This is a genomic window from uncultured Porphyromonas sp. (assembly GCF_900541275.1).
In the GTDB taxonomy this organism is placed as follows: domain Bacteria; phylum Bacteroidota; class Bacteroidia; order Bacteroidales; family Porphyromonadaceae; genus Porphyromonas_A.
This window is the reverse complement of the sequence record NZ_UQJH01000013.1, coordinates 25,922-44,896: the sequence shown is the minus strand read 5'-3', so window position 1 is coordinate 44,896 and position 18,975 is coordinate 25,922. Positions and strand designations below refer to the sequence as shown.

At 60.7% G+C, this 18,975-nt stretch carries 19 protein-coding genes; 15 read left to right on the top strand and 4 right to left on the bottom strand.

The genetic code is table 11. The features are described 5' to 3' along the window. The 6 genes from QZR17_RS06225 to QZR17_RS06200 form a co-directional block, all read left to right on the top strand. Positions 1-252: hypothetical protein (locus tag QZR17_RS06225; RefSeq protein ID WP_297129033.1), on the top strand; the 252-nt coding region annotated here is incomplete at its 5' end. Positions 253-461: 209 nt separating this feature from the next. Further along, positions 462-881: a PadR family transcriptional regulator gene (locus QZR17_RS06220; protein ID WP_296159553.1), complete on the top strand. Its 420-nt coding sequence runs from the start codon at positions 462-464 to the stop codon at positions 879-881. 31 nt (positions 882-912) lie between these two features. Further along, the gene (locus QZR17_RS06215) at positions 913-2,010 is read left to right on the top strand and encodes a PspC domain-containing protein (protein WP_296159543.1); all 1,098 of its coding nucleotides are present in this window, start codon (positions 913-915) and stop codon (positions 2,008-2,010) included. Positions 2,011-2,180: 170 nt separating this feature from the next. Beyond that, the gene (umuD, locus tag QZR17_RS06210; RefSeq protein ID WP_297129030.1) at positions 2,181-2,648 is read left to right on the top strand and encodes a translesion error-prone DNA polymerase V autoproteolytic subunit; all 468 of its coding nucleotides are present in this window, start codon (positions 2,181-2,183) and stop codon (positions 2,646-2,648) included. Between the two features lie 3 nt (positions 2,649-2,651). After that, positions 2,652-3,905 (top strand): Y-family DNA polymerase, encoded by a 1,254-nt coding sequence (locus QZR17_RS06205; protein WP_297129029.1) that lies wholly within the window; start codon positions 2,652-2,654, stop codon positions 3,903-3,905. A 105-nt stretch (positions 3,906-4,010) separates the two neighbouring features. Continuing rightward, on the top strand, positions 4,011-4,718 hold the full coding sequence (locus QZR17_RS06200; protein ID WP_297129026.1) for a hypothetical protein: 708 nt from the start codon (positions 4,011-4,013) through the stop codon (positions 4,716-4,718). Positions 4,719-4,734: 16 nt separating this feature from the next. Here QZR17_RS06200 and QZR17_RS06195 read toward each other — a convergent pair whose 3' ends face one another. Continuing rightward, positions 4,735-5,868, bottom strand: coding sequence for a DNA recombination protein RmuC (locus tag QZR17_RS06195; protein ID WP_297129024.1), 1,134 nt, complete (start codon positions 5,866-5,868; stop codon positions 4,735-4,737). A gap of 147 nt (positions 5,869-6,015) precedes the next feature. Between QZR17_RS06195 and creD the strand changes: the two genes are divergently transcribed. The 7 genes from creD (at position 6,016) to QZR17_RS06160 (ending at position 13,802) form a co-directional block, all read left to right on the top strand. Further along, positions 6,016-7,389 carry a cell envelope integrity protein CreD gene (creD, locus tag QZR17_RS06190; RefSeq protein ID WP_297129021.1) on the top strand — a complete coding sequence of 458 codons (1,374 nt, stop codon included), beginning with the start codon at positions 6,016-6,018 and terminating at the stop codon, positions 7,387-7,389. Positions 7,390-7,548: 159 nt separating this feature from the next. After that, on the top strand, positions 7,549-9,111 hold the full coding sequence (locus QZR17_RS06185; protein ID WP_297129018.1) for a lipopolysaccharide biosynthesis protein: 1,563 nt from the start codon (positions 7,549-7,551) through the stop codon (positions 9,109-9,111). Next, positions 9,099-10,103 carry a nitroreductase family protein gene (locus QZR17_RS06180; RefSeq protein ID WP_297129015.1) on the top strand — a complete coding sequence of 335 codons (1,005 nt, stop codon included), beginning with the start codon at positions 9,099-9,101 and terminating at the stop codon, positions 10,101-10,103. The genes QZR17_RS06185 and QZR17_RS06180 overlap by 13 nt, the downstream gene beginning before the upstream one ends. 5 nt (positions 10,104-10,108) lie before the next feature. Beyond that, positions 10,109-11,170: a polysaccharide pyruvyl transferase family protein gene (locus QZR17_RS06175; RefSeq protein ID WP_297129013.1), complete on the top strand. Its 1,062-nt coding sequence runs from the start codon at positions 10,109-10,111 to the stop codon at positions 11,168-11,170. Further along, on the top strand, positions 11,167-12,144 hold the full coding sequence (locus tag QZR17_RS06170) for a glycosyltransferase (protein ID WP_297129010.1): 978 nt from the start codon (positions 11,167-11,169) through the stop codon (positions 12,142-12,144). The genes QZR17_RS06175 and QZR17_RS06170 overlap by 4 nt, the downstream gene beginning before the upstream one ends. Positions 12,145-12,150: 6 nt before the next feature. Beyond that, positions 12,151-13,023: a glycosyltransferase family 2 protein gene (locus QZR17_RS06165; protein WP_297129007.1), complete on the top strand. Its 873-nt coding sequence runs from the start codon at positions 12,151-12,153 to the stop codon at positions 13,021-13,023. Then, positions 13,020-13,802 carry a glycosyltransferase gene (locus QZR17_RS06160; protein WP_297129005.1) on the top strand — a complete coding sequence of 261 codons (783 nt, stop codon included), beginning with the start codon at positions 13,020-13,022 and terminating at the stop codon, positions 13,800-13,802. The genes QZR17_RS06165 and QZR17_RS06160 overlap by 4 nt, the downstream gene beginning before the upstream one ends. Here the strand turns inward: QZR17_RS06160 and QZR17_RS06155 are convergent. Both QZR17_RS06155 and QZR17_RS06150 read right to left on the bottom strand, forming a co-directional pair. Continuing rightward, complete coding sequence (locus QZR17_RS06155; RefSeq protein WP_297129001.1) at positions 13,725-14,402, bottom strand: aminotransferase class IV; 678 nt, start codon at positions 14,400-14,402, stop codon at positions 13,725-13,727. The two genes, QZR17_RS06160 and QZR17_RS06155, sit on opposite strands and share 78 nt — an antisense overlap. Beyond that, a complete protein-coding gene (locus tag QZR17_RS06150) occupies positions 14,399-15,379 on the bottom strand; it encodes an aminodeoxychorismate synthase component I (RefSeq protein ID WP_297128997.1) in 981 nt (326 codons plus the stop codon). Before QZR17_RS06150 ends, QZR17_RS06155 begins: the two co-directional genes overlap by 4 nt. A gap of 43 nt (positions 15,380-15,422) precedes the next feature. On the opposite strand from QZR17_RS06150, the gene QZR17_RS06145 reads away from it, so the two are divergent. After that, on the top strand, positions 15,423-15,986 hold the full coding sequence (locus QZR17_RS06145; RefSeq protein ID WP_297128994.1) for an aminodeoxychorismate/anthranilate synthase component II: 564 nt from the start codon (positions 15,423-15,425) through the stop codon (positions 15,984-15,986). Positions 15,987-16,117: 131 nt separating this feature from the next. Then, positions 16,118-18,262, top strand: a complete 2,145-nt coding sequence (locus QZR17_RS06140) for a M3 family metallopeptidase (RefSeq protein WP_297128990.1) — start codon at positions 16,118-16,120, stop codon at positions 18,260-18,262. A 379-nt stretch (positions 18,263-18,641) separates the two neighbouring features. Here the strand turns inward: QZR17_RS06140 and QZR17_RS06135 are convergent, their stop codons facing one another. Then, complete coding sequence (locus QZR17_RS06135; RefSeq protein WP_297128988.1) at positions 18,642-18,824, bottom strand: hypothetical protein; 183 nt, start codon at positions 18,822-18,824, stop codon at positions 18,642-18,644. Positions 18,825-18,975 lie beyond the last annotated feature (151 nt).

Sequence of the window (18,975 nt, the reverse complement as noted above, 5' to 3'; positions counted from 1 at the left end):
AGCTCCCAAAAGATTTATCTCCTTTGTTTGAGTGGCGTTGAGGGGCTTTTGAGCGGGGCTCAAAAGCCCCTCAACGATCATATGACAAACTTACAGCTAAAGACCGGTGATCCCTCCGGGGCTCCGCCCCTGCGGGATCGGCAGGCGTGTGCATTAGGAGAGGAATCTCGCGCCGCAGATCTCCTCTGCATAGCTGTAAAGCTCAAATGCGTCACCCCTATAGGCGCAGATCTAATACCGGTATTAGTCTGACGGCACAGCCACCTGATCCTAATGCATTATCCCCAAGCACGGAACTATCCGCTCTTTGCCTCATTTCCGGCCCGTCCGACCCGTCTTACCTGCCTGACCCTCGCCATCAATATCGTACTACCTTATATTTGCAAGGTACTAAGATTATACGTATCTTTGCCGTACAATATAGAGATAGAATCATTTTCACTAACTACAGTAAGAGCATCATGGCAAAGACTGACTTGGCGGACAAGTTCCGCTCACAGATGAGACGAGGGCTCCTGGAGTACTACCTGCTCCTCCTGCTTGACAGTCGCCAGGCCTACTCGGCAGACATTATCGATCTGCTCAAGGAGGCCGACCTGCTTATCGTGGAGGGCTCACTCTACCCTCTCCTGAGCAAGATGCGTCGCGCCGGCATCATTGGCTACACCTGGGCGGAGAGTACTCAGGGTCCTCCTCGCAAGTACTACACCCTTACGGATAAGGGACGAAGTATACTGGATAAGCTCAATCAGAACTGGGCTGAGATGAATGCTCAGGTCGATCTCATACGAGCTGCCAAGCAGGAGAATAACGGTCCGCAGATCACCCCCGCTCCTATGCAGGAGCCCGTCGATGAGATGCGACCGACAGATAAGGAATAGAGAACCATAAGGGCAAAAAAAACAGAGCATCATGAAAAAGAACCTTTCAGTCACCCTTGGCGGCCGCTCCTTCACGATCGATGAGGACGCCTACTTCGCCCTTGACGCCTACATCGAGGGCATCCGATCACACTATGCCCCCGAGGACCCCGATGGGGAGATCGTCTCCGACTTCGAGAGCCGCATCGCCGACCTCTTTGCCGATGAGATCCGGCAGCAGGGTCCGGGAGCCACCATCACCATCGATGCCGTCCGCCGCACGATAGAGCGGGTCGGCTCCTTAGATCGCCTCTTCGACGACGAGGAGGAGCAGCAGTCGGTCGAGGAAGAGCTGCTGGCAGACGACGAGCCTGCCCAGTCCGACACCTCTGCCCCAGAGACCGAGACGGAGCAGAGGAGGACCCCCACGCCACCGATCCCACCGATCGGCATGGAGGGACCACGGCCTCGGCACATCTACTACCGCTCCACTGTGGACCGCTGGCTCGGTGGTGTCCTCGGCGGCATCGGAGAGTACCTCGGCATGGACGCCCTACTCTTCCGTCTCACATTCATCCTCCTACTCTTCACCCCCGTCGCACCGGCGATCATCCTCGTCTACCTGGCGATGGCACTCTTTGTTCCTAGGGCGAGGACCGTGACACAGCGGCTGGAGCTCCACGGCAAGCCGGTCTCCCCCTCGACGATCTGGCAGAATATCGACGAGACGATCACCAAGAGCGAGGCGGAGGGCAAGGAGCCGGGAGAGCGGAGGAGTACCTTCCCCCGCCCCTCCGACTTCCTCTCCCCCGCCTGGCGTAAGGGACTACTTTGGGCAGGGGTCATCCTTATGGTCATTGCCATATGTGTGGCGATGGTGGGTGTGATCGCCGGCCTTGCCGACGGCGATCTCTTTCAGTACGACTTCTTCCACGATGGGCAATACTTCATCAATACCGCAGCAGGCATCCTCTTCACCATCGCGATGAGCTTTGCCGCCCTACCGATCGCCGCCCTGCTGATCTACGTGATCGGGGTGATCCCGATAGGGATGATCCTCCGGAGCAAGCACAGCAGCACGACAGTCAAGGCCGTCAGCATCGCCCTCTGGGTCATCATCCTGCTCGCCCTCTGGCACATCATATTCTGAGGTCTCTACACTGAGGCACAGATCGATTATCTTTTCATATAAGCTAAACCCTATTTAAGACTGCGCCCGCCCTCCGATGCGACATCGAGGGGCGGGCTTCCTTTTTTACACGCCACAGCAAGCCTCCTCCCGGGGAGCGAGAGGTGAAATATCGCTACCTTTGTATTGCTATGGATAAGGGAGTACAGAAGAGTCAGAGGAGCGGACAGACGCTCCAGTTTTACGAGGTGGAGATGGGCGAGGGACTCACCCTGCCCTATGCCGAGGAGGGGATCTTTGCCGGCTTTCCCTCGCCGGCGCAGGACGACCGGCTGGAGTCGATCGACCTGAATAGGGAGCTGATCCGTCACCCGGCGACGACATTCCTTGCCCGCATCGTGGGCGACTCTATGGAGGGGGCCAATATCTACGAGGGGGACATCGTGGTCGTCGACCGCGCCCTGGAGGTGCATAACGATGACGTGGTGGTCTGCTGCGTGAATGGGGAGTTCAATATCAAGTTTGTGGAGCGAAGGGGCGATGTGGCCTACCTCGTCTCTGCCAATAACGCCTACCCGCCTATGCGGGTCGACCCTGAGGACGACTTCATCCTCTGGGGCGTGGTCACCTACGTCATCCATCGGCCGAGACGGATCTGAGCCGTGTATGGTCTGATCGACTGCAACAATTTCTACGTCAGCTGCGAGCGGGTCTTCCGACCCGAGCTGCGCAACCGACCCGTCGTCTGTCTCTCCAATAACGATGGCTGCGTCGTCAGCCGGTCCAATGAAGCCAAGGCACTCGGCATCCCTATGGGCGTGCCTCTCTTCAAGATCCGGGACTTGGTGGAGCGCGAGCACATCGCCGTATGCTCGAGCAATTACGTCCTCTACGGCAATCTCTCCCGCCGCGTGATGAGCGTGGTCCGATCGATCATACCGGAGCAGGAGGTCTACTCCATAGACGAGTGCTTCGTCCACTTTGCCCCCAATGAGGAGTACGAGCGGCTGGCGCGGGAGATCCGGCGAGCCGTCCTCAGGGGCGTGGGCATCCCCACCGGCATCGGTGTCGCCCCCACCAAGACCCTCGCCAAGATCGCCAGCCACTACTCCAAGAAGCACCCCGAGACCGGTGGCGTCTACACCCTTGACAGCCGACGGGACATCGTCAGAGCGCTCGAGGGGACACCTATCGGCGACGTGTGGGGCGTCGGCAGGCGAAACCTCCGCAAGATGGAGAGCTTCCGCATCGAGACCGCCTACGACTTCGTCCAGCGGACACCGGAGTGGGTGCGACGAAATTTCACCATCGTCGGGCTGGACACCTACTACGAGCTGCGAGGGGTGCCGAGGATCCCCTTCGGTGAGGAGACGCCCACGAAGAGCATCGGCCGCTCCCGCTCCTTCGGCAACGCCGTCTCGGACAAGAAGCAGCTGGAGATGATCCTCCTCGAGTTCCTCGACATCGTCTGCAGCGAGCTGGAGCGACAGCACCTCGGCACGCTCAATCTCGCGATCTACCTCCGCACCAATCGCTTTCGCTTCGACATCCCGCAGTACAATCCCTACGTGCAGAGCTCCTTCACGATGCCGACGAGCGACTTCTCGCAGCTGGTGCCGGTGGTGCAGCAGCTGCTCGACTCGATCTGGCGACCGGGCTATGACTTCAAGAAAGGGGGGATCCTCGTCTCCGACCTGGTCCGGATGGACCGGGCGCTGCCCTTTGAGACCGAGGAGGAGCAGCGACGGAAGCGCCTACGAGCCATCGAGGGGCGCATCCGGGAGCGGTACGGGGACCACGGGCTCTTTGTCGCAGCCCGCGACCCCGATGCACTGCAGGGCGTCGTCCGCCGGGAGCACACCAGCCCCCACTACACCACCGACCTCCGCGACATCCTGTGCATCACCCCCCACTGACCTCTTTGTCGTGAATAATCCTTACCTTTGTCGTTAACCGTATAAAAACCACCAATTACAGATGGACAAACCGCTAACTGTAATCATCAAAGGAATAAGAGTAAAATGAGAACACGTACAATCACGATAGGAGCCTTCGTGGCTCTCATACTTGCCTTGGTGGGCTGTCAGTCTAGTAAGGAAGACTTGATTGACAGATCCTTCTACAAGTGTTGTGTCACAGAGTATATCACTAATCCTTCCTTTGTCGCACAATTTAATCCTGAGGGGATCATCCAGTTCTCACATCCAGAAGGCGATTTTGTAGCGTTCACTTGCGAAGCGGTACCCGGCTCTCACTCTACGGTATCTTACGATAATGAAGGAATAGATCGTAAGCGAGGGCTCTACTATTCGCTTAGTAAGAGATATAATGACCTGTCTTATAACGACTACTACATGACAACTCCCGTAATGGCAATCGCATTGTCGGAGCCGCTTAGTCAGTTCCGGTGTTTTGAAGTAACAACATCCGGGGAGGAGGTAGACATCTCGGACAGATTGTATGCCACAACCCGCAGCTTCCTACCTTTCATAGAGAGTGGCTACGATAAGACGCTCACAGGGCGAGATGCGGCGAATAATTTCGTCACGAGCACCAAGCTTGTCTCGGAGCTGACTGAGAAGAATCTCACACTCCTGACCTGCTACTGGATACCTGCCGTCATTTTACGAGCCAAGGCTCCATATAGGCTACCGAAGACCCTCTTGATTCGCACCTCATATAAGGGAGAGAAAATTGAGCTAACTGTACAGAGACCAGAAGAGAAGTAGAGAGTGAGACGGGCCCTCAGCGGATGCGCTGACGGATCTGGTCAGCATAGCCGGTCAGCCCCTGGCGGCCATTGAGGTGGGTAAGAGCTTCATTGTAAGCGCTCTTGGCGTCATCGAGCTTGCCGCCGACTCGGCGGAAGTCCTCCATCATATTATCCACCTGACGGAGCATCTTGTCCGCCAGCGCAATCACCTCGGCGATGTTCTCCTCCTGCCGGCGACTGATCCACGCCTCGCTGATGATCCTGAGGAAGAGCATCAGCGTCTCCGGTGTGACGATGAAGACCCTGCTCGCGAGAGCCTTGTCCCCAAGGTCACTGCTCGAGAGCAACTGCAGCACGACAGGCATGGGGACAAACATCAGGGTGTAGGGGAAGGTGCTCCGCCCCTCGAGCGACAGTTCGTGATAGCGTGCCTTGGCCAGTTCGCTCACATGTGCCCTTAGGTCTCGCTCCATATCCGCAAGAGCCGCCTGTCGTCCCTCCTCATTGGCGGCATCGTGGTAGCGTAGGAAAGCCTGTAGCGACACCTTGGCATCGACCATCACGTCCCGCCCGTCGGGGAAGTGGAGGACAAAGTCGGGGCGCAGCACCTGACCGCCCCGCCGCAACACCACCTGAGCATCGTACTCCGTCCCTCGGATAAAGCCCTCCCGCTGCAGGATCTGCTCCAGCCGCTTCTCGCCCCAGTCGCCCTGCACCTTACCGCTCGTCGACATCGCTCGGGCGAGGCGGTCGGCCTTGTCGCCGACGGCAGTGGTCTGCTCGATCAGCATCTGGATCTGCCGGTCGAGCTCACCGGAGCGGCGAGCATTGGTCTCACCGGTGGACTTCAGCGCGAGGTCCATCTTGTCAATGCTCGCCCGCAGCGGTGCCAGCACTAAGTCCAGCTCCTGCTTATTTGCGGAGGTGAGTTCGTCCGCCCGCCTCTTCGTGATCACCTCCGAGAGCGCCTCGAAGCGCTCCGTCATCCGGTCGAGCTGACGATCGAAGAGCCCCTCCTGCTCCTCCCTCTTCCTCTGCTCGCTCTCGAGGGTCGCCTCCGTGCGGGCAGCGGTCGCCGTGAGTCGCCCCATCCGCCCGAGGAGGAGCAGGACGAGGAGCAGCAGCCCACCGACCACCACAAGCAGTATGATCTCCAGCGTCGTCATCGCTTTGTTCCTGCTTTATCTCTTACTATATCCATACTTCTCACAAAAGTACAGAATTTAGAGGGGGAATGGAGATTCCACATAAAAAGATCCGGGAAAATAATGAACTTTGGGGTCAGAAGATAAATATAATGTCATAGAGTAATCATGGAAGTCATACCACCGCAGAGGGAGCCTAAGCACTCCCTACCCTTTGTCGCCAAGACGCTTATCCTCGGGCTGGTCGCCCTACTGCTCCTGATCCCCCTCTTTATGGTGGAGGGGCTGGTCTCCTCGCGACAGTACGAGGGGCACAAGGCCACGCAGGAGATCACCTCGCGCTGGGGCGAGAGCCAAAACATCCTCACCCCCGTGTTGGTCGTCCCCTACACACCCGATGTCAAGGACGCTCAGGAGAGCGCCCTCTACCTGATCCCCGAGGAGGTCTCCGCAGATGCCGTGCTCGACATTGAGAACCGCCACCGCAGCATCTACGAGGTCGCCGTCTATACGGCGCACGTGGACCTATCCGGCACCTGGCGGGCGGAGGAGATCCGTCGAGCTCTCTCCGAGGTGAAGGGGACATACGACCTCAGCCGGGCTAAGGTCGCCCTCTCCACCAGCGACGCCACCGGCTACCGGGACATCGTCAGGATCAAGGTCAATGGGAAGGAGTATAAGATGAAGAACGACCCCTCCCTCTCCACGCTCACTACCTGCATCGATGACAATTACGGCGATCTCATGGAGGTGAACTTCCCCTACCTGAGTGACATGGATGTGACCAGTGCCCCGCTCTCTGCCGACCTGCCCCTCTCCGACGATGAGGAGGGGGCGCTGAGAGACCTCTCCTTCAGCCTCCAGACCGACATCGCCGGGAGTGAGCACTTCGGACTCCTCGCCGTCGGCGTATCGGCCAAGAGCTCGATCAAGGGGAATTGGCCCGACCCCTCCTTCCGGGGCAAGAAGCTGCCGGACGACTACAGCATCACCGGCGGGGACTTTGAGGCTCACTGGAGCACCTTCGCCGAGGACAATCTGATCGCCAGCGAGGGACAGTCCACCCTCCTCCGCAACAGCCACTTCGTCAGTCTCCTCAGCCCGGTAGACAACTACGCCCAGACGGAGCGGAGCGTGAAGTACGGCATCCTCGTCATCGCCCTCACGCTCCTCTCGGTCTATCTCGTGGAGCTGACACTACGTCGTCGCGGCGGGAGCATCTACCTCCTTCACTACGTCCTCACAGGGCTTTCGCTGGTACTCTTCTACACCCTGCTCCTCTCCATGAGTGAGGTGATCGGCTTCGGCCTCGCCTACCTGATCTCCGCCGTGATGACGATAGGGCTCAATACCATCTACTTCCGCATGATCCTCCCGGAGACGAGGAAGGCACTCCTCCTCGGGGGCATCATGACGCTCCTCTACCTGACCATCTACGTGCTGATGCAGCTGGAGAGCTACGCCCTCCTCATCGGGAGCTTGGTCCTCTTCGTCATCCTGGCGATCGTTATGTACATCTCCGCCAAGACCCTCCGCGACTGAGGAAATCTAATATCGGTATTAGAGAAATCTTTTATCGGTATTAGAGATCACTAATATCGGTATTAGATTTCTCTAATACCGATAAAAGAAAATGCCCTCTCGGATGGCTCACATGAGGGTAGGCGTCCTAAAGCAGGAGAAAGGGGGTATCTTTGTCGTATGAAACCAACCCTGCCGGAGGAGGAGCACCAAGGGAGCAACAGTCGTATCGCACGGAATACGCTGATGCTCTACGTCCGTCAGCTGGTCGTGCTGCTGATCGGGCTCTATACCTCCCGGGCGCTCCTCGCCGCCCTCGGCGTGACCGACTATGGTCTCTACAACGTAGTCGGAGGGGTGGTGACGATGCTCGGCTTCCTCAATGGGGCGATGATCGGGGCGACGCAGCGCTTCCTCGCCGTCGATCTGGGGCGACGGGATGAGGCGCACCTGAGGATCACCTTCAGCGCCACCCGGTACCTCCATATGGCGCTGGCTCTCGTGATCGGGCTGCTGGCGGAGACGGTGGGGCTGTGGTTTGTCCACCGCTACCTGATCATCCCGCCGGAGCGTATGGCGGCGGCACTCTGGGTCTACCACTTCGCCGTGCTCTCCTTTATGGTGACGATCGTGCAGGTGCCCTTCAATGCCCTCATCGTGGCGGATGAGCGGATGGAGGTCTTTGCCCGGATCAGCATCCTCGAGACGCTCCTCAAGCTGGGCGTCGTCCTCGTGTTGGTCTACGCTGCCCTCGAGGCCGACCGGCTCGTCGCCTATGGGGGGATGCTCCTCGGGGTGAGCCTCGTCATCGCGCTGATCTATAGGCTCTACGTGCGGCAACACTTCCCCGGGGCGCAGCTGACGCGGATAGAGGACAAGGGCTACTTCCGGACACTGCTCGGCTATATGGGGTGGAATGTCTTTGGCAACCTCGCCGGGGTGATGAAGGGGCAGGGGGCCAATGTGCTGATGAACCTCTTCTTCGGGCCCACCGCCAATGCCTCCCGCGCCATAGCTATGCAGGTGATGTCGTCGGTGCAGACCTTTTACACCAATTTTCAGGTCGCCTCCAATCCTCAGATCATCAAGCGGTACGCCATCGGGGAGACGGAGGAGATGCTTCGCCTGGTGACCCGCACGGGAAAGTTCTCTCTCTACCTCCTGACGCTCGTCTGCGTGCCGGCGATACTGGAGATGGACTTCCTCCAGACGGTCTGGCTCGTGACGCCGCCGAGGGGGGCGGTGCTCTTTGCCTCCCTCGCCCTCATCGACTGTATGGTGGAGTGCGCCTCCGGTTCGCTCGCCATGGCGATGCAGGCGACGGGGCGCATCGCCAAGTACCAGGCACTCGTCGGTACGCTGATCATGCTCAATCTCCCGCTCACTTACGTGGCCTACAAGGTGGGGATGGCGGTGGAGACTGCCTTCTACATCCACATCGGGATCGATGTGGTGGCACTCGCTCTGAGGCTGCTCCTCGTGCGGGAGAAGATCCCGGCGCTCGGCATAGCCACCTATGTGCGGGAGGTGGTCGCCAAGCCGCTCCTCATCATCGCCCTCTCGACGGGCGTGACGCTGATGATGCAGGATGCGCTGGAGCCGTCGTGGGGGCGGCTCGTTACGGTAACTCTGTGTAGCTTTGCGGTATCCGGAGGGCTGATCCTCTGGATCGGGCTCACGACCGGTGAGCGGAGCTATCTCCGCCGTGTGGTGCGGGAGCGAGTAGGATCATGGAGAAGGTGACACCCAAGGAGAGACTAAAGAGACTGCTGGGACCGCGGCTGATGTCGTGGTACAATCGGGTGCGCCTCCGCCTGCAGGTGCCCCGGATCTTCATCGCCGACTATCGGCGCTACCGCCGTCACTCCGCCTACTTCCACCGGGAGACCCGCTCGGCTCGAGAGCTGGAGATCACCGTGCTCTACCACTCGCTCGAGAAGGGCTTCCTCCACGAGGGGGGCGACCTGAGGTTGCGCTTCGGGCGGGCAAAGGTGGCGCGCCTGCTGCAGTTGCTTCAGGCGTGGCGCGAGGAGGGACTCCCGGAGACCTCGCAGATCATCGCCGCCGAAGAGATCCTGAGCGCCTACTACAGCTACCACCGGGAGCGGGAGGCGGACATCTCGGACTACTTCCCCGACGCCACCTACAGCGCTCTCACCCACCACTCGACCCGGAGGGCGGTGGAGGTGCTACCCGAGGAGACACGGCATGGGGACTTTGCCACTTTTGCTCCCTCCCGCCATAGCATCCGCCGCTTCAGCGATCGCCCGGTGCCGGACGCATTGCTCAGGGAGGTGGTTCGCCTCGCCAATACCGCCCCCTCAGCCTGCAATCGGCAGGAGGTGCGGGTCCACTCGGTCTCCGAGCTTGCCGTAGTCCGTGAGATCCTCGATCTGCAGGGCGGCTTCCGAAGCGAGAGCGAGGGGATCAGGCAGCTGCTCCTTGTCACCGCCGACCTCACCTTTACCTATATGGAGGGGATGGATCGGCAGCAGCCCTACATCGACGGAGGGATCTACCTGATGAACCTCCTCTACGCCCTCCACTACCACGGCGTGGGCGCCTGCGCCGGCAATGCCTCGCTCCTCCCGCGGGACGAAGCGAGGATCCTCAGCCTCACCGGCTGTCGGGAGTCGGAGGCGCTCATCGCCATCGTCCCGATCGGCTTCCCCGCCACGCCGATCCTCACCACACCCTCACGGCGTCGACCGCCCGAGGAGACACTTTTAGGATAATGCTTATGTACGGGATCATCACCTTTGACGACGTCACCAATTACGGCACCATACTCCAGCTCTACGGACTCACGCGGGTCCTCCGCCGCCACTTCGGCATCGAGGCAAGGGCTCTGGGGTATGAGGAAAATCACGACTTTGCCCCTCAGGAGGGGTCCGGTTCCGGCGGTATCTCCATCGACCGCCCCGAGGAGTGGCTCTGGAGGGGCGACCGCTTCCTCTTTGCCCAGCGTAAGCGGACTGTCCTCCGCCGATTTGTCCGGGACAAAGGGCTGCGCGGGGGACGCCTCGCCGACTACCGCGACCTCGAGGGGGTACTGATCGGTAGCGATGAGGTCTTTACCCTCCATGCCGGGATCACTCCCGCGAGATGGGGCTTCGGAGTCCCCTCCGATCGGGTGTCGACCTACGCTGCCTCCTTTGGCCCCACCACTATGAGCGAGATCGCTGATCGGCATTGCCTCCCGATGGTCCGGGCGGCTCTCTCAGATATGGATCACATCTCCGTGCGGGATGCCAACTCCGCTGACATCGTGGAGGAGCTTACGGGGAAGCGACCCCTCCGGACGCTTGACCCGGTGCTGCTGGACGGCTTTGACGCCGAGCTTCAGATCGCCCCACCCGCACCGGCACGGCCTTACCTTCTCGTCTACGGCTACGACTATCGGCGGGAGGACCCCGTCATCCTCCGGCAGATCGAGTCCTACGCCTCCCGCGAGGGGCTGGAGATCGTCTCCGTCGGCTTTTACCACCCCTGGGCCCATCGTAACCTCGCGCTGGAGCCGGAGACGCTCATCGGCTACTTCGCACACGCTGCCGGGGTGGTGACCAATACCTTCCACGGCACGGTGCTGGGACTGCTGGCGGGAGTGCCGATGACGGTCTTCCCGACAGACTTCAATCGGATCAAGGTGACCGGTCTCCTGGAGGACTTTGGGCTCACCGGCTGTCTCGGCGAGGGGGTACCGCTCCTCTCCTTCAGCCCCGACTACGAGGCGGTTCGGCAGCAGCTCGAGGAGCAGAGGCACCTCTCCCTTGACTATCTGGCAGAGGTGGTGCAGCGATGACAAGAAAGCTCTCCATACTGGTCCCGATCTACAACGTTGCGCCCTACCTGCGGCAGTGTCTCGACTCGCTCCTCGCTCAAGGGTTGGAGGTCGGGAGCTATGAGGTGATCCTCATCGACGATGGGAGCACGGACGAGTCGGGAGAGATCGCTCGGGCGTATGCGGAGCGGGTGCCACACTTCATCTATCACCATAAGGAGAATGGCGGGCTCAGCTCTGCCCGCAACGCCGCCCTTGCCCTCGCCTCCGGGGAGTACCTCCTCCATGTAGACTCGGACGACTGGCTCGAGGAGGGCGTGCTGCCGGGGCTGCTCGCCGATGCGGAGGCTCGGCGACTCGACCTCTGCCTCCTTGACTGGACAGACCGCTACCCCGACGGCACCACCCGACCCAATATCGACTTCTCCGCCCTCGGGGAGCGGATCGTCACGGGGCGCGAATTGATCCACCGGCACCGCAGCTACGCCACCTCCTGGTCCTTCATCATGCATCGGTCGGTGGTGGAGCGGGGCCGGCTCACTTTCATCCCGATACAGCCGGGGGAGGATGTCGCCTTCTTCATCTCCGCCATACCCCACTGTCGGCGCATCGGGTACTATGCAGGCGCGGTGGTGTACAACTACCGGCGGGAGCGCCCCGGGGCGATCACGCAGGGACCTAAGGCCTCCAAGGAGCTGGAGGCGGCACGACGGCTACTCGGATGGATCGACGAGACCTATCCCTATCAGGGCAAAGGCGAAGACTACGCCGCCCTGCTGGCTCCGTGGTACGATGACATCCTCGCCGATATGGCGATGAATAAGATCGCCCGTGCGGGGGAGGTGAAGTGCTTTGCGGAGATCATGAGCCATTTCCGCTACCGCTACCCCTCAGAGCGGGGTGCGCGGCGCATCGCCTTCCGACTGATGGACTACGCCCACAGCTCCTACCGGCTCTCCGATCTGCTCTGGAGCATCAAGCGAAAGATCCGCTGACCGCGTATGCTGACGATTTTTACCCCCACCTACAACCGCGCCTACATCCTCCCCAAGCTCTACGAGAGCCTGAGGGAGCAGAGCTGTCACGACCTCGAGTGGATCATCATCGATGACGGCTCCACCGATGACACGAGGTCGCTCGTGGAGGACTGGACTGGGGCGGCCAACCCCTTCCCCATCCGCTACCACCGTCAGCCCAATGGCGGTAAGCACCGGGCGATCAATAGAGGGGTCGAGCTGGCGAGGGGCGACTTCTTTTTCATCGTCGACAGCGATGACCGCTTGCCATCGGATGCGGTGGAGACGATCCTGAGAGAGACGGAGCGGATCAGCGATGATGCCACCTTTGCCGGGCTGGTAGGGCTGCGGGGAGCCCTCGACGGCACCCCCTCGGGAGATCTCGGGGAGGAATTCTTTGACAACCACCTGCGGACGATCCGTCACCGGCGGGGGATGATGCAGGATATGGCGGAGGTCTTCCGGACCGACTACCTGCGGAGGTACCCTTTCCCCGAGCTGGAGGGCGAGCGCTTCTGCACCGAGGCGCTGGTCTGGAACCGCCTCGACCGGCAGTACCGCTTTCGCTTCCTCAATCGCGTCATCTACCTCTGCGAGTACCGCGACGATGGTCTCAGTGCGAAGTATATGAACCTCCTCTACCACTCGCCCCGGTCCGCCCTCACCTACCACCTCGAGCTGGCGCATGACCGGGAGGTGCCACTCAAGACCCGCCTGCGGTCGATCATCAGCGTCTGGCGCTACTACGACCTGATCCCGCCGGCAGAGCGACCGCGGATGCCGCGCCTTTGGACGCTGCTTCGCCTCATCGGGCGATACTTTAGAAAAAAAGATCAGCGGAGATACGCCCCACGATGATACCCAAGATCATACACTACTGCTGGTTTGGTCCCAATCCTCTGCCCCCCATGGTGGAGAGCTGGCGGGCGAAGCTCCCCGACTATGAGCTGAGGGCGTGGACGGAGGAGACCTTTGACATCGACCGGCTCGATTACACGCGGGAGGCTTACGAGGCGGGGAAGTACGCCTTCGTCTCCGACGTGGCACGCCTCTACGCCCTCGAGCGAGAGGGAGGGATCTACCTCGACACCGACATGGAGGTGATCCACTCCATAGACGACCTGCTGGACGACACCGCCTTCGTCGGACTGGGCGAGGAGGTGGGGCTGCACGTGCTGGCGGGGATCATCGCCGCCGAGCCGCACCATCCCTTTATCCAAGAGCTACTCGCTCACTACGAGAGCCGTCCCTTCCGTCTGCCCGATGGGACGCTCAACCTCACGCCCAATCCGCAGCTGCTCACCACGACGCTGCAGGCGAAGGGGCTTCGACTCCAAGACCGGCTCCAGCGGGTGGGAGACGTGACGGTCTACCCCACCGACTACTTCTACACCATGGACTTCGTCAGCCACCGCGTGACGCTCACGCCACGCAGCCGCACGATCCACCACTACGCCGCCTCCTGGCAGAGCGACGACCCCTATGCACGCCACCTCGGGACGATCTTCCGCATCAAGCGGGTACTCTATAGGCTCTTGGGTCAGGAGCGGAGCGAGCGGCTACTCAATGGGCGCCTCGTCCAGACTCTCAGGCGACTCGTCTGGGGCGACAAAAAGCGTCGCGGAGGTGATCGGTAGCATCATCCGACCGAGCGGATTCATCGCATTGATCAGAGAAATCTCCCTCCAGCGACCGGCGAGCAGCTCTGAGACCGAGACCGGCACGGCACTGATCGCCCCCGCATCGAGGTAGGAGCGACGCCTCGTCCCCTCCAGGAGAGGTACGTCGGGCGTCTCCCAGCGGCCGTCACGGCGGAGGCAGACATTGGTGAAGGTGGTGTCGGTCACCCGCCCGCCCTGCGTCAGCAGCGCCACCGTCTCGTGGTCCGGCAGGGAGGCGGCGATGCGGTCGAGGAGCTCCCGGTCGAGATACTTCCGGTCGTAGCGATAGTCGCTCGGCAGCTCCACCAACTGAAGTCTCCTCACCCGACTGATGTCGTACGTATAAGGAGTGACCGACACCTCCTCGATGCCGGCAGCGGAGTAGACGAGACGAAGCTTGTACTGCCCGGCCTCCTCAGCGGGGCGGTTTGCACGGAAGAGCCTGACCAGCTGTACCTCTGACCGGAGGAAGTCCGGCTCCTCCCCCAGCGTCTCCCGCACCCGCCGGAGGTGATACGCCGCGAGAGGGATCGCCTCCCCCTGCTCCACGCTGATGGTCTCGATGTAGCGGATCATAGGGGCAGGTATATCTTCTCGATTACCTCCTCATACTCGCTCCGGCAGTCGCTATTGATCGTGATGCCTCCGCCGGCGTGGTAGAAATAGTGCTCCCCATCCCGCTCGATGAAGCGGATCATCACGCCCGTGTTGAGGCTCTTCCCATCGAAGTGACCACAGATGCCGGTGTAAAATCCCCGCTCATGTCTCTCCGCCTGCTCGATCAGCGCCCGGGTCGCCCCCTTAGGCGCTCCGGTGATCGACCCGGCCGGGAGGAGCCGGTCGAGCAGGTCGCCCAGCCGACCGCGCCATCCCTCGGGCAGCTGTCCCGTTACCTCGGAGCTCACTTGAAGCAGCGCCCCACCCCGCGTCTCCACGCGATCCAGATAGCGGTAGCGCCGCACCCGGACCTGCTCTGCCACCGAGGAGAGGTCGTTGCGGATCAAGTCGACAATCGTCGCCGACTCCGCCTGCTCCTTTGGGTCGGTGAGGATCCGCTCCGCCGCATCCGGCAGCGTGGCATCGATCGTCCCTTTCATCGGGTAAGAACTGATCTCTCCGCCCTCAGATATACGGACGAAGATCTCCGGGGAGAAGCAGAGAAACCGCCCCGGCACCCAGGCGCAATACTTCGCCTGCACCCGCCTCAGGAGCTCCCTCGGGTCACCGCTGAAGTCCACCGCTGTCCGCAGCGTCAGATTGGCGAGGAAGGAGTCCCCCCGCAGCTGCCCCTCCCGGATCACCCCGAAGCGCTCCGCATACCGCTCGAAGCTCTCCGGATAAGCTGAGAGCGAGAGGGGCACCAATGGTCCATCGTAGGGGAGGCTCTCCAAGGGCCGATTGGCCTGCCCCTCTACAGAGAGGTAAAAAGCCTGCTCACCCGAGCCGTCACCCATGTCGATGTAGCACTCGTCCCCCTTATAACTCAGGAGGAAGTAGAAGGGGGTCCCGGACGCCCCCAGTCGATTGAAATCCCGGACTATCTCACTAAGCATAACCAAATGTACTACCTTTGTGGGAGAATCAACCCATGGACCAATGAAAAAGCTCTATCTCATCGACCAGCGAGACTCCTTTGTCTACAATCTTGCCCAGATCCTCCGCGAGGAGTGCCGGGCAGAGGTCGAGGTGCTGCCCGAGGAGGCGCTCAGTCGACCGGGTCTCCTCGAGGGGGCAGACGGGGTGATCCTCTCCCCGGGACCCGGTGTCGTGGAGGAGCACCCCGATGTACTCCACTTCCTCCATAGGCGACCCGCCGGGCTGCCGGTGCTGGGGATCTGTATGGGACACCAGCAGATCGGCACGCTCTATGGCATGGAGCTCTACCGGCTGGATCACCCGCAGCATGGCGTCGGGTCGCTCATCGAGTGGCGGGACGGCACCTACCCCCCGATGTGCGTGGGGCGGTACCACAGCTGGGCGCTTCGTGAGACCGAGGTGAGCCGATCGCAGATCGCCGTCACAGCAGAGACGGTAGAGGACCGGGTGGTGATGGCGATACGGCACAGGGAGCTCCCGCTCGTCGGGCTGCAGTTTCACCCCGAGAGCATCCTCACACCCGACGGCGCCTGCCTCCTCAGCGACTGGTGCCGATCTCTCTGAGGCGCTCCGGCAGCCGGGTCAGCGTCCCACTTTTTACTATCCGGACAGAAATAGCTACATTTGTCCCTAGTTGTGTCACCGACACACTCACTCCATAGATGGACTTCAACACCTTATCAATACGAATCCGTATGAAAAAAATTGTAACCCTCTTAGCAGGCATTGCATGTATGAGCCTGATAGGCATTACCGGATGCGACTCCAAGAAGGAGAAGCCTCTGACAGACAACCCCTTCCTCGAGGCGAGCACGCTACCCTTCCAGGCACCTGACTTCGCCAACATCAAGGATGAGGACTTCATCCCCGCATTCAAGGAGGGGATCCGCCTCCAGCGTGAGGAGATCAAGGCGATCACCGACAATAAGGAGGCGCCCACCTTTGAGAATACGATCATCTCCCTCGAGAAGAGTGGCGCCATGCTGGACCGTGTCAGCAGCGTCTTCTTCAAGCTCGTCTCCGCTGACGGCACCGATGCTCGGCGCAAGATCGAGACCGAGGCATCCAAGATGCTCACCGACTGGGACAATGAGCTCAACCTCAATCAGAAGCTCTTCGCCCGCATCAAGACGATCTACGACACGCAGCTCGATCAGCTCCAGGGCGAGGATCGCGCCCTGCTGGAGTACACCTACAAGGGCTTTGAGAAAAACGGTGCTGCCCTCCCCGAGGAGAGTCGCGAGGAGTATAAGGAGATCAGCTCTCGTCTCTCCGAGCTGACGACGGAGTTTGGCCGCGTCATTGTCGACGCCCTCGCCGCTCAGACCGTCTGGACGGACGATGAGGCAGAGCTGGACGGACTGAACGAGTCTCAGCTCGCACAGGCTCGCTCTGATGCAGAGCAGCGTGGCAAGAAGGCCACCTACGCCCTCGTGCTGACCAACACCACCCAGCAGCCGATCATGGCATCGCTGAATAACCGCGCCATGAGGGAGAAGGTCTACAACGCCTCCATCCACCGCGCCGACGGCGAGGGTGTCAGTGGAGCCAACACTTGGCCACTGATCACCGAGATCGCCAAGCTCCGCGCACGCCAGGCTCAGCTCCTCGGCTTCCCCGACTACGCCAGCTACTCGCTCAATTACCAGATGGCCGGCACCGAGCAGGCTGCCAACGACTTCCTCACCCAGCTCAAGGAGTCCTTTGTCCCCAAGGCTGAGGCTGAGATGGCATCGATCCAGGACTTTGCCCGCAAGACCGAGGGCAGCGACTTTACCCTCCAGCCCTGGGACGTCGCCTACTACTCTGCCAAGATGAAGGAGGACCGCTTCCACTTCAGCGATGCAGACGTACTGCCCTACTTCGAGATCGACTCCGTCCTCCGCAATGGCGTCTTCTACGCTGCTGAGCGCGCGTATGGTCTCACCTTCGAGGAGCGCTTTGACCTCCCCGTCTACGCCGATGATGTCCACGTATTTACGGTAAAGGATAAGGACGGCAGCGACCTCGGGATCTTCTACTGCGACTACTTCCACCGCGACACCAAGGCTCCGGGCGCCTGGATGGACGAGTTTGTCACCCAGAGCACCTTTGACGGCACCAAGCCGGTGATCTACAACTGCTGCAATTACCCGAAGGCTCCCGAGGGTCAGCCCAACCTCATCTCTTGGGACAACGTGACCACCATGTTCCATGAGTTTGGCCACTCCCTCCACGGCTTCCTCTCCAATAACAAGTACCGCAGCATCTCCGGGACCAATACCCCGCGCGACTTCGTCGAGATGCCGAGCCAGTTCAATGAGAACTTCGCCACCGTTCCTGAGATCTTCGACCACTACGCTCGTCACTACGAGACCGGTGAGCCGATGCCGAAGGAGCTGAAGGAGAAGATGCTCCAGTCTGTCCAGTATCTCGCTGCCTACTCCCTCGGAGAGAATCTGATCGCCTCCACGATGGACATTCAGTGGCACATGCTGACCCCTGATCAGGTACCGGCAGACGCTGCTGCCGCCGCCCAGTGGGATCTCAACCGCCGTCAGGAGCTGGGCCTCGCCTGGCAGTCCATCGTACCCCGCTACTTCCAGACCTACTTCAGCCACGTCTGGGGCGGTGGTTACGCCTCCGGCTACTACAGCTACCTCTGGACGGAGGTGCTGGCAGTCAATATCGCTCAGCGCTTTGAGCGTGAGGGATGGCTCAATCAGGCTGTCGCACAGGACTTCCGCGACAAGATCCTCTCCAAGGGTCGCACCGTGGATCTGAATCAGGCCTTCACCGCCTTCACCGGCATGGAGCACCCTGATGCCTCCGCTCTCCTCCCCGCTCGCGGCATCAAGTAAGTAGTTCATACACTATACATACGACTCAAGGGCTGTGGCGCATCTGCGTCACAGCCCTTCTTTTTTGCTCCCACCTCACGGGACAGCTCACCGATCTTGAGAGGCTCCCCACCCAAGAGGGACCTTACTTGACCGGTCGCTCTCAGACAAAACTAATACCGATATTAGTGATCACTAATACCGATATTAGAGATCACTAATATCGGTAAAAGAATTGCCCCACTCAGAGAGGGTACCACAGGTGTCTGAGGGGCTGGGGAAGCACCCTTGTGGATCGCAGAGGGAGCTATGTGCATCCGGTGCGACCCGCAAGGGGTTGAGGTCAAGACGTTGAACTGTCCACAGGTCATCGCCGCTATCGCGGCTCGACCTGTGGCTATCAAGCGGGGATCCCTATCGGGATCCTCCACCCGCAGAAGAGATTGAGGCATAGGGCAAGGACACGCACCTGAGTGGCACAGAAGCCCTTCGTCTCATCGTGAGGAGAAGCACCCCGGCAGGGGTGCCCGCTTCGTAGCCACAGGTCGAGGGGCGCAGCCCCGAAGACCCGTGGATCAGCCATTACAAGCGATCCCACGACCCCGCCAGGGTGTCGCACTGATTGCCTTACTGGTAAGTGCGACACCCTGGCGGGGTCGTTTACCTTAAAAGCATCGTCGTCTCCCGCGGTCTTCGGCACTTCGTGCCTCGACACGCAGGCTAAAAAACGATGA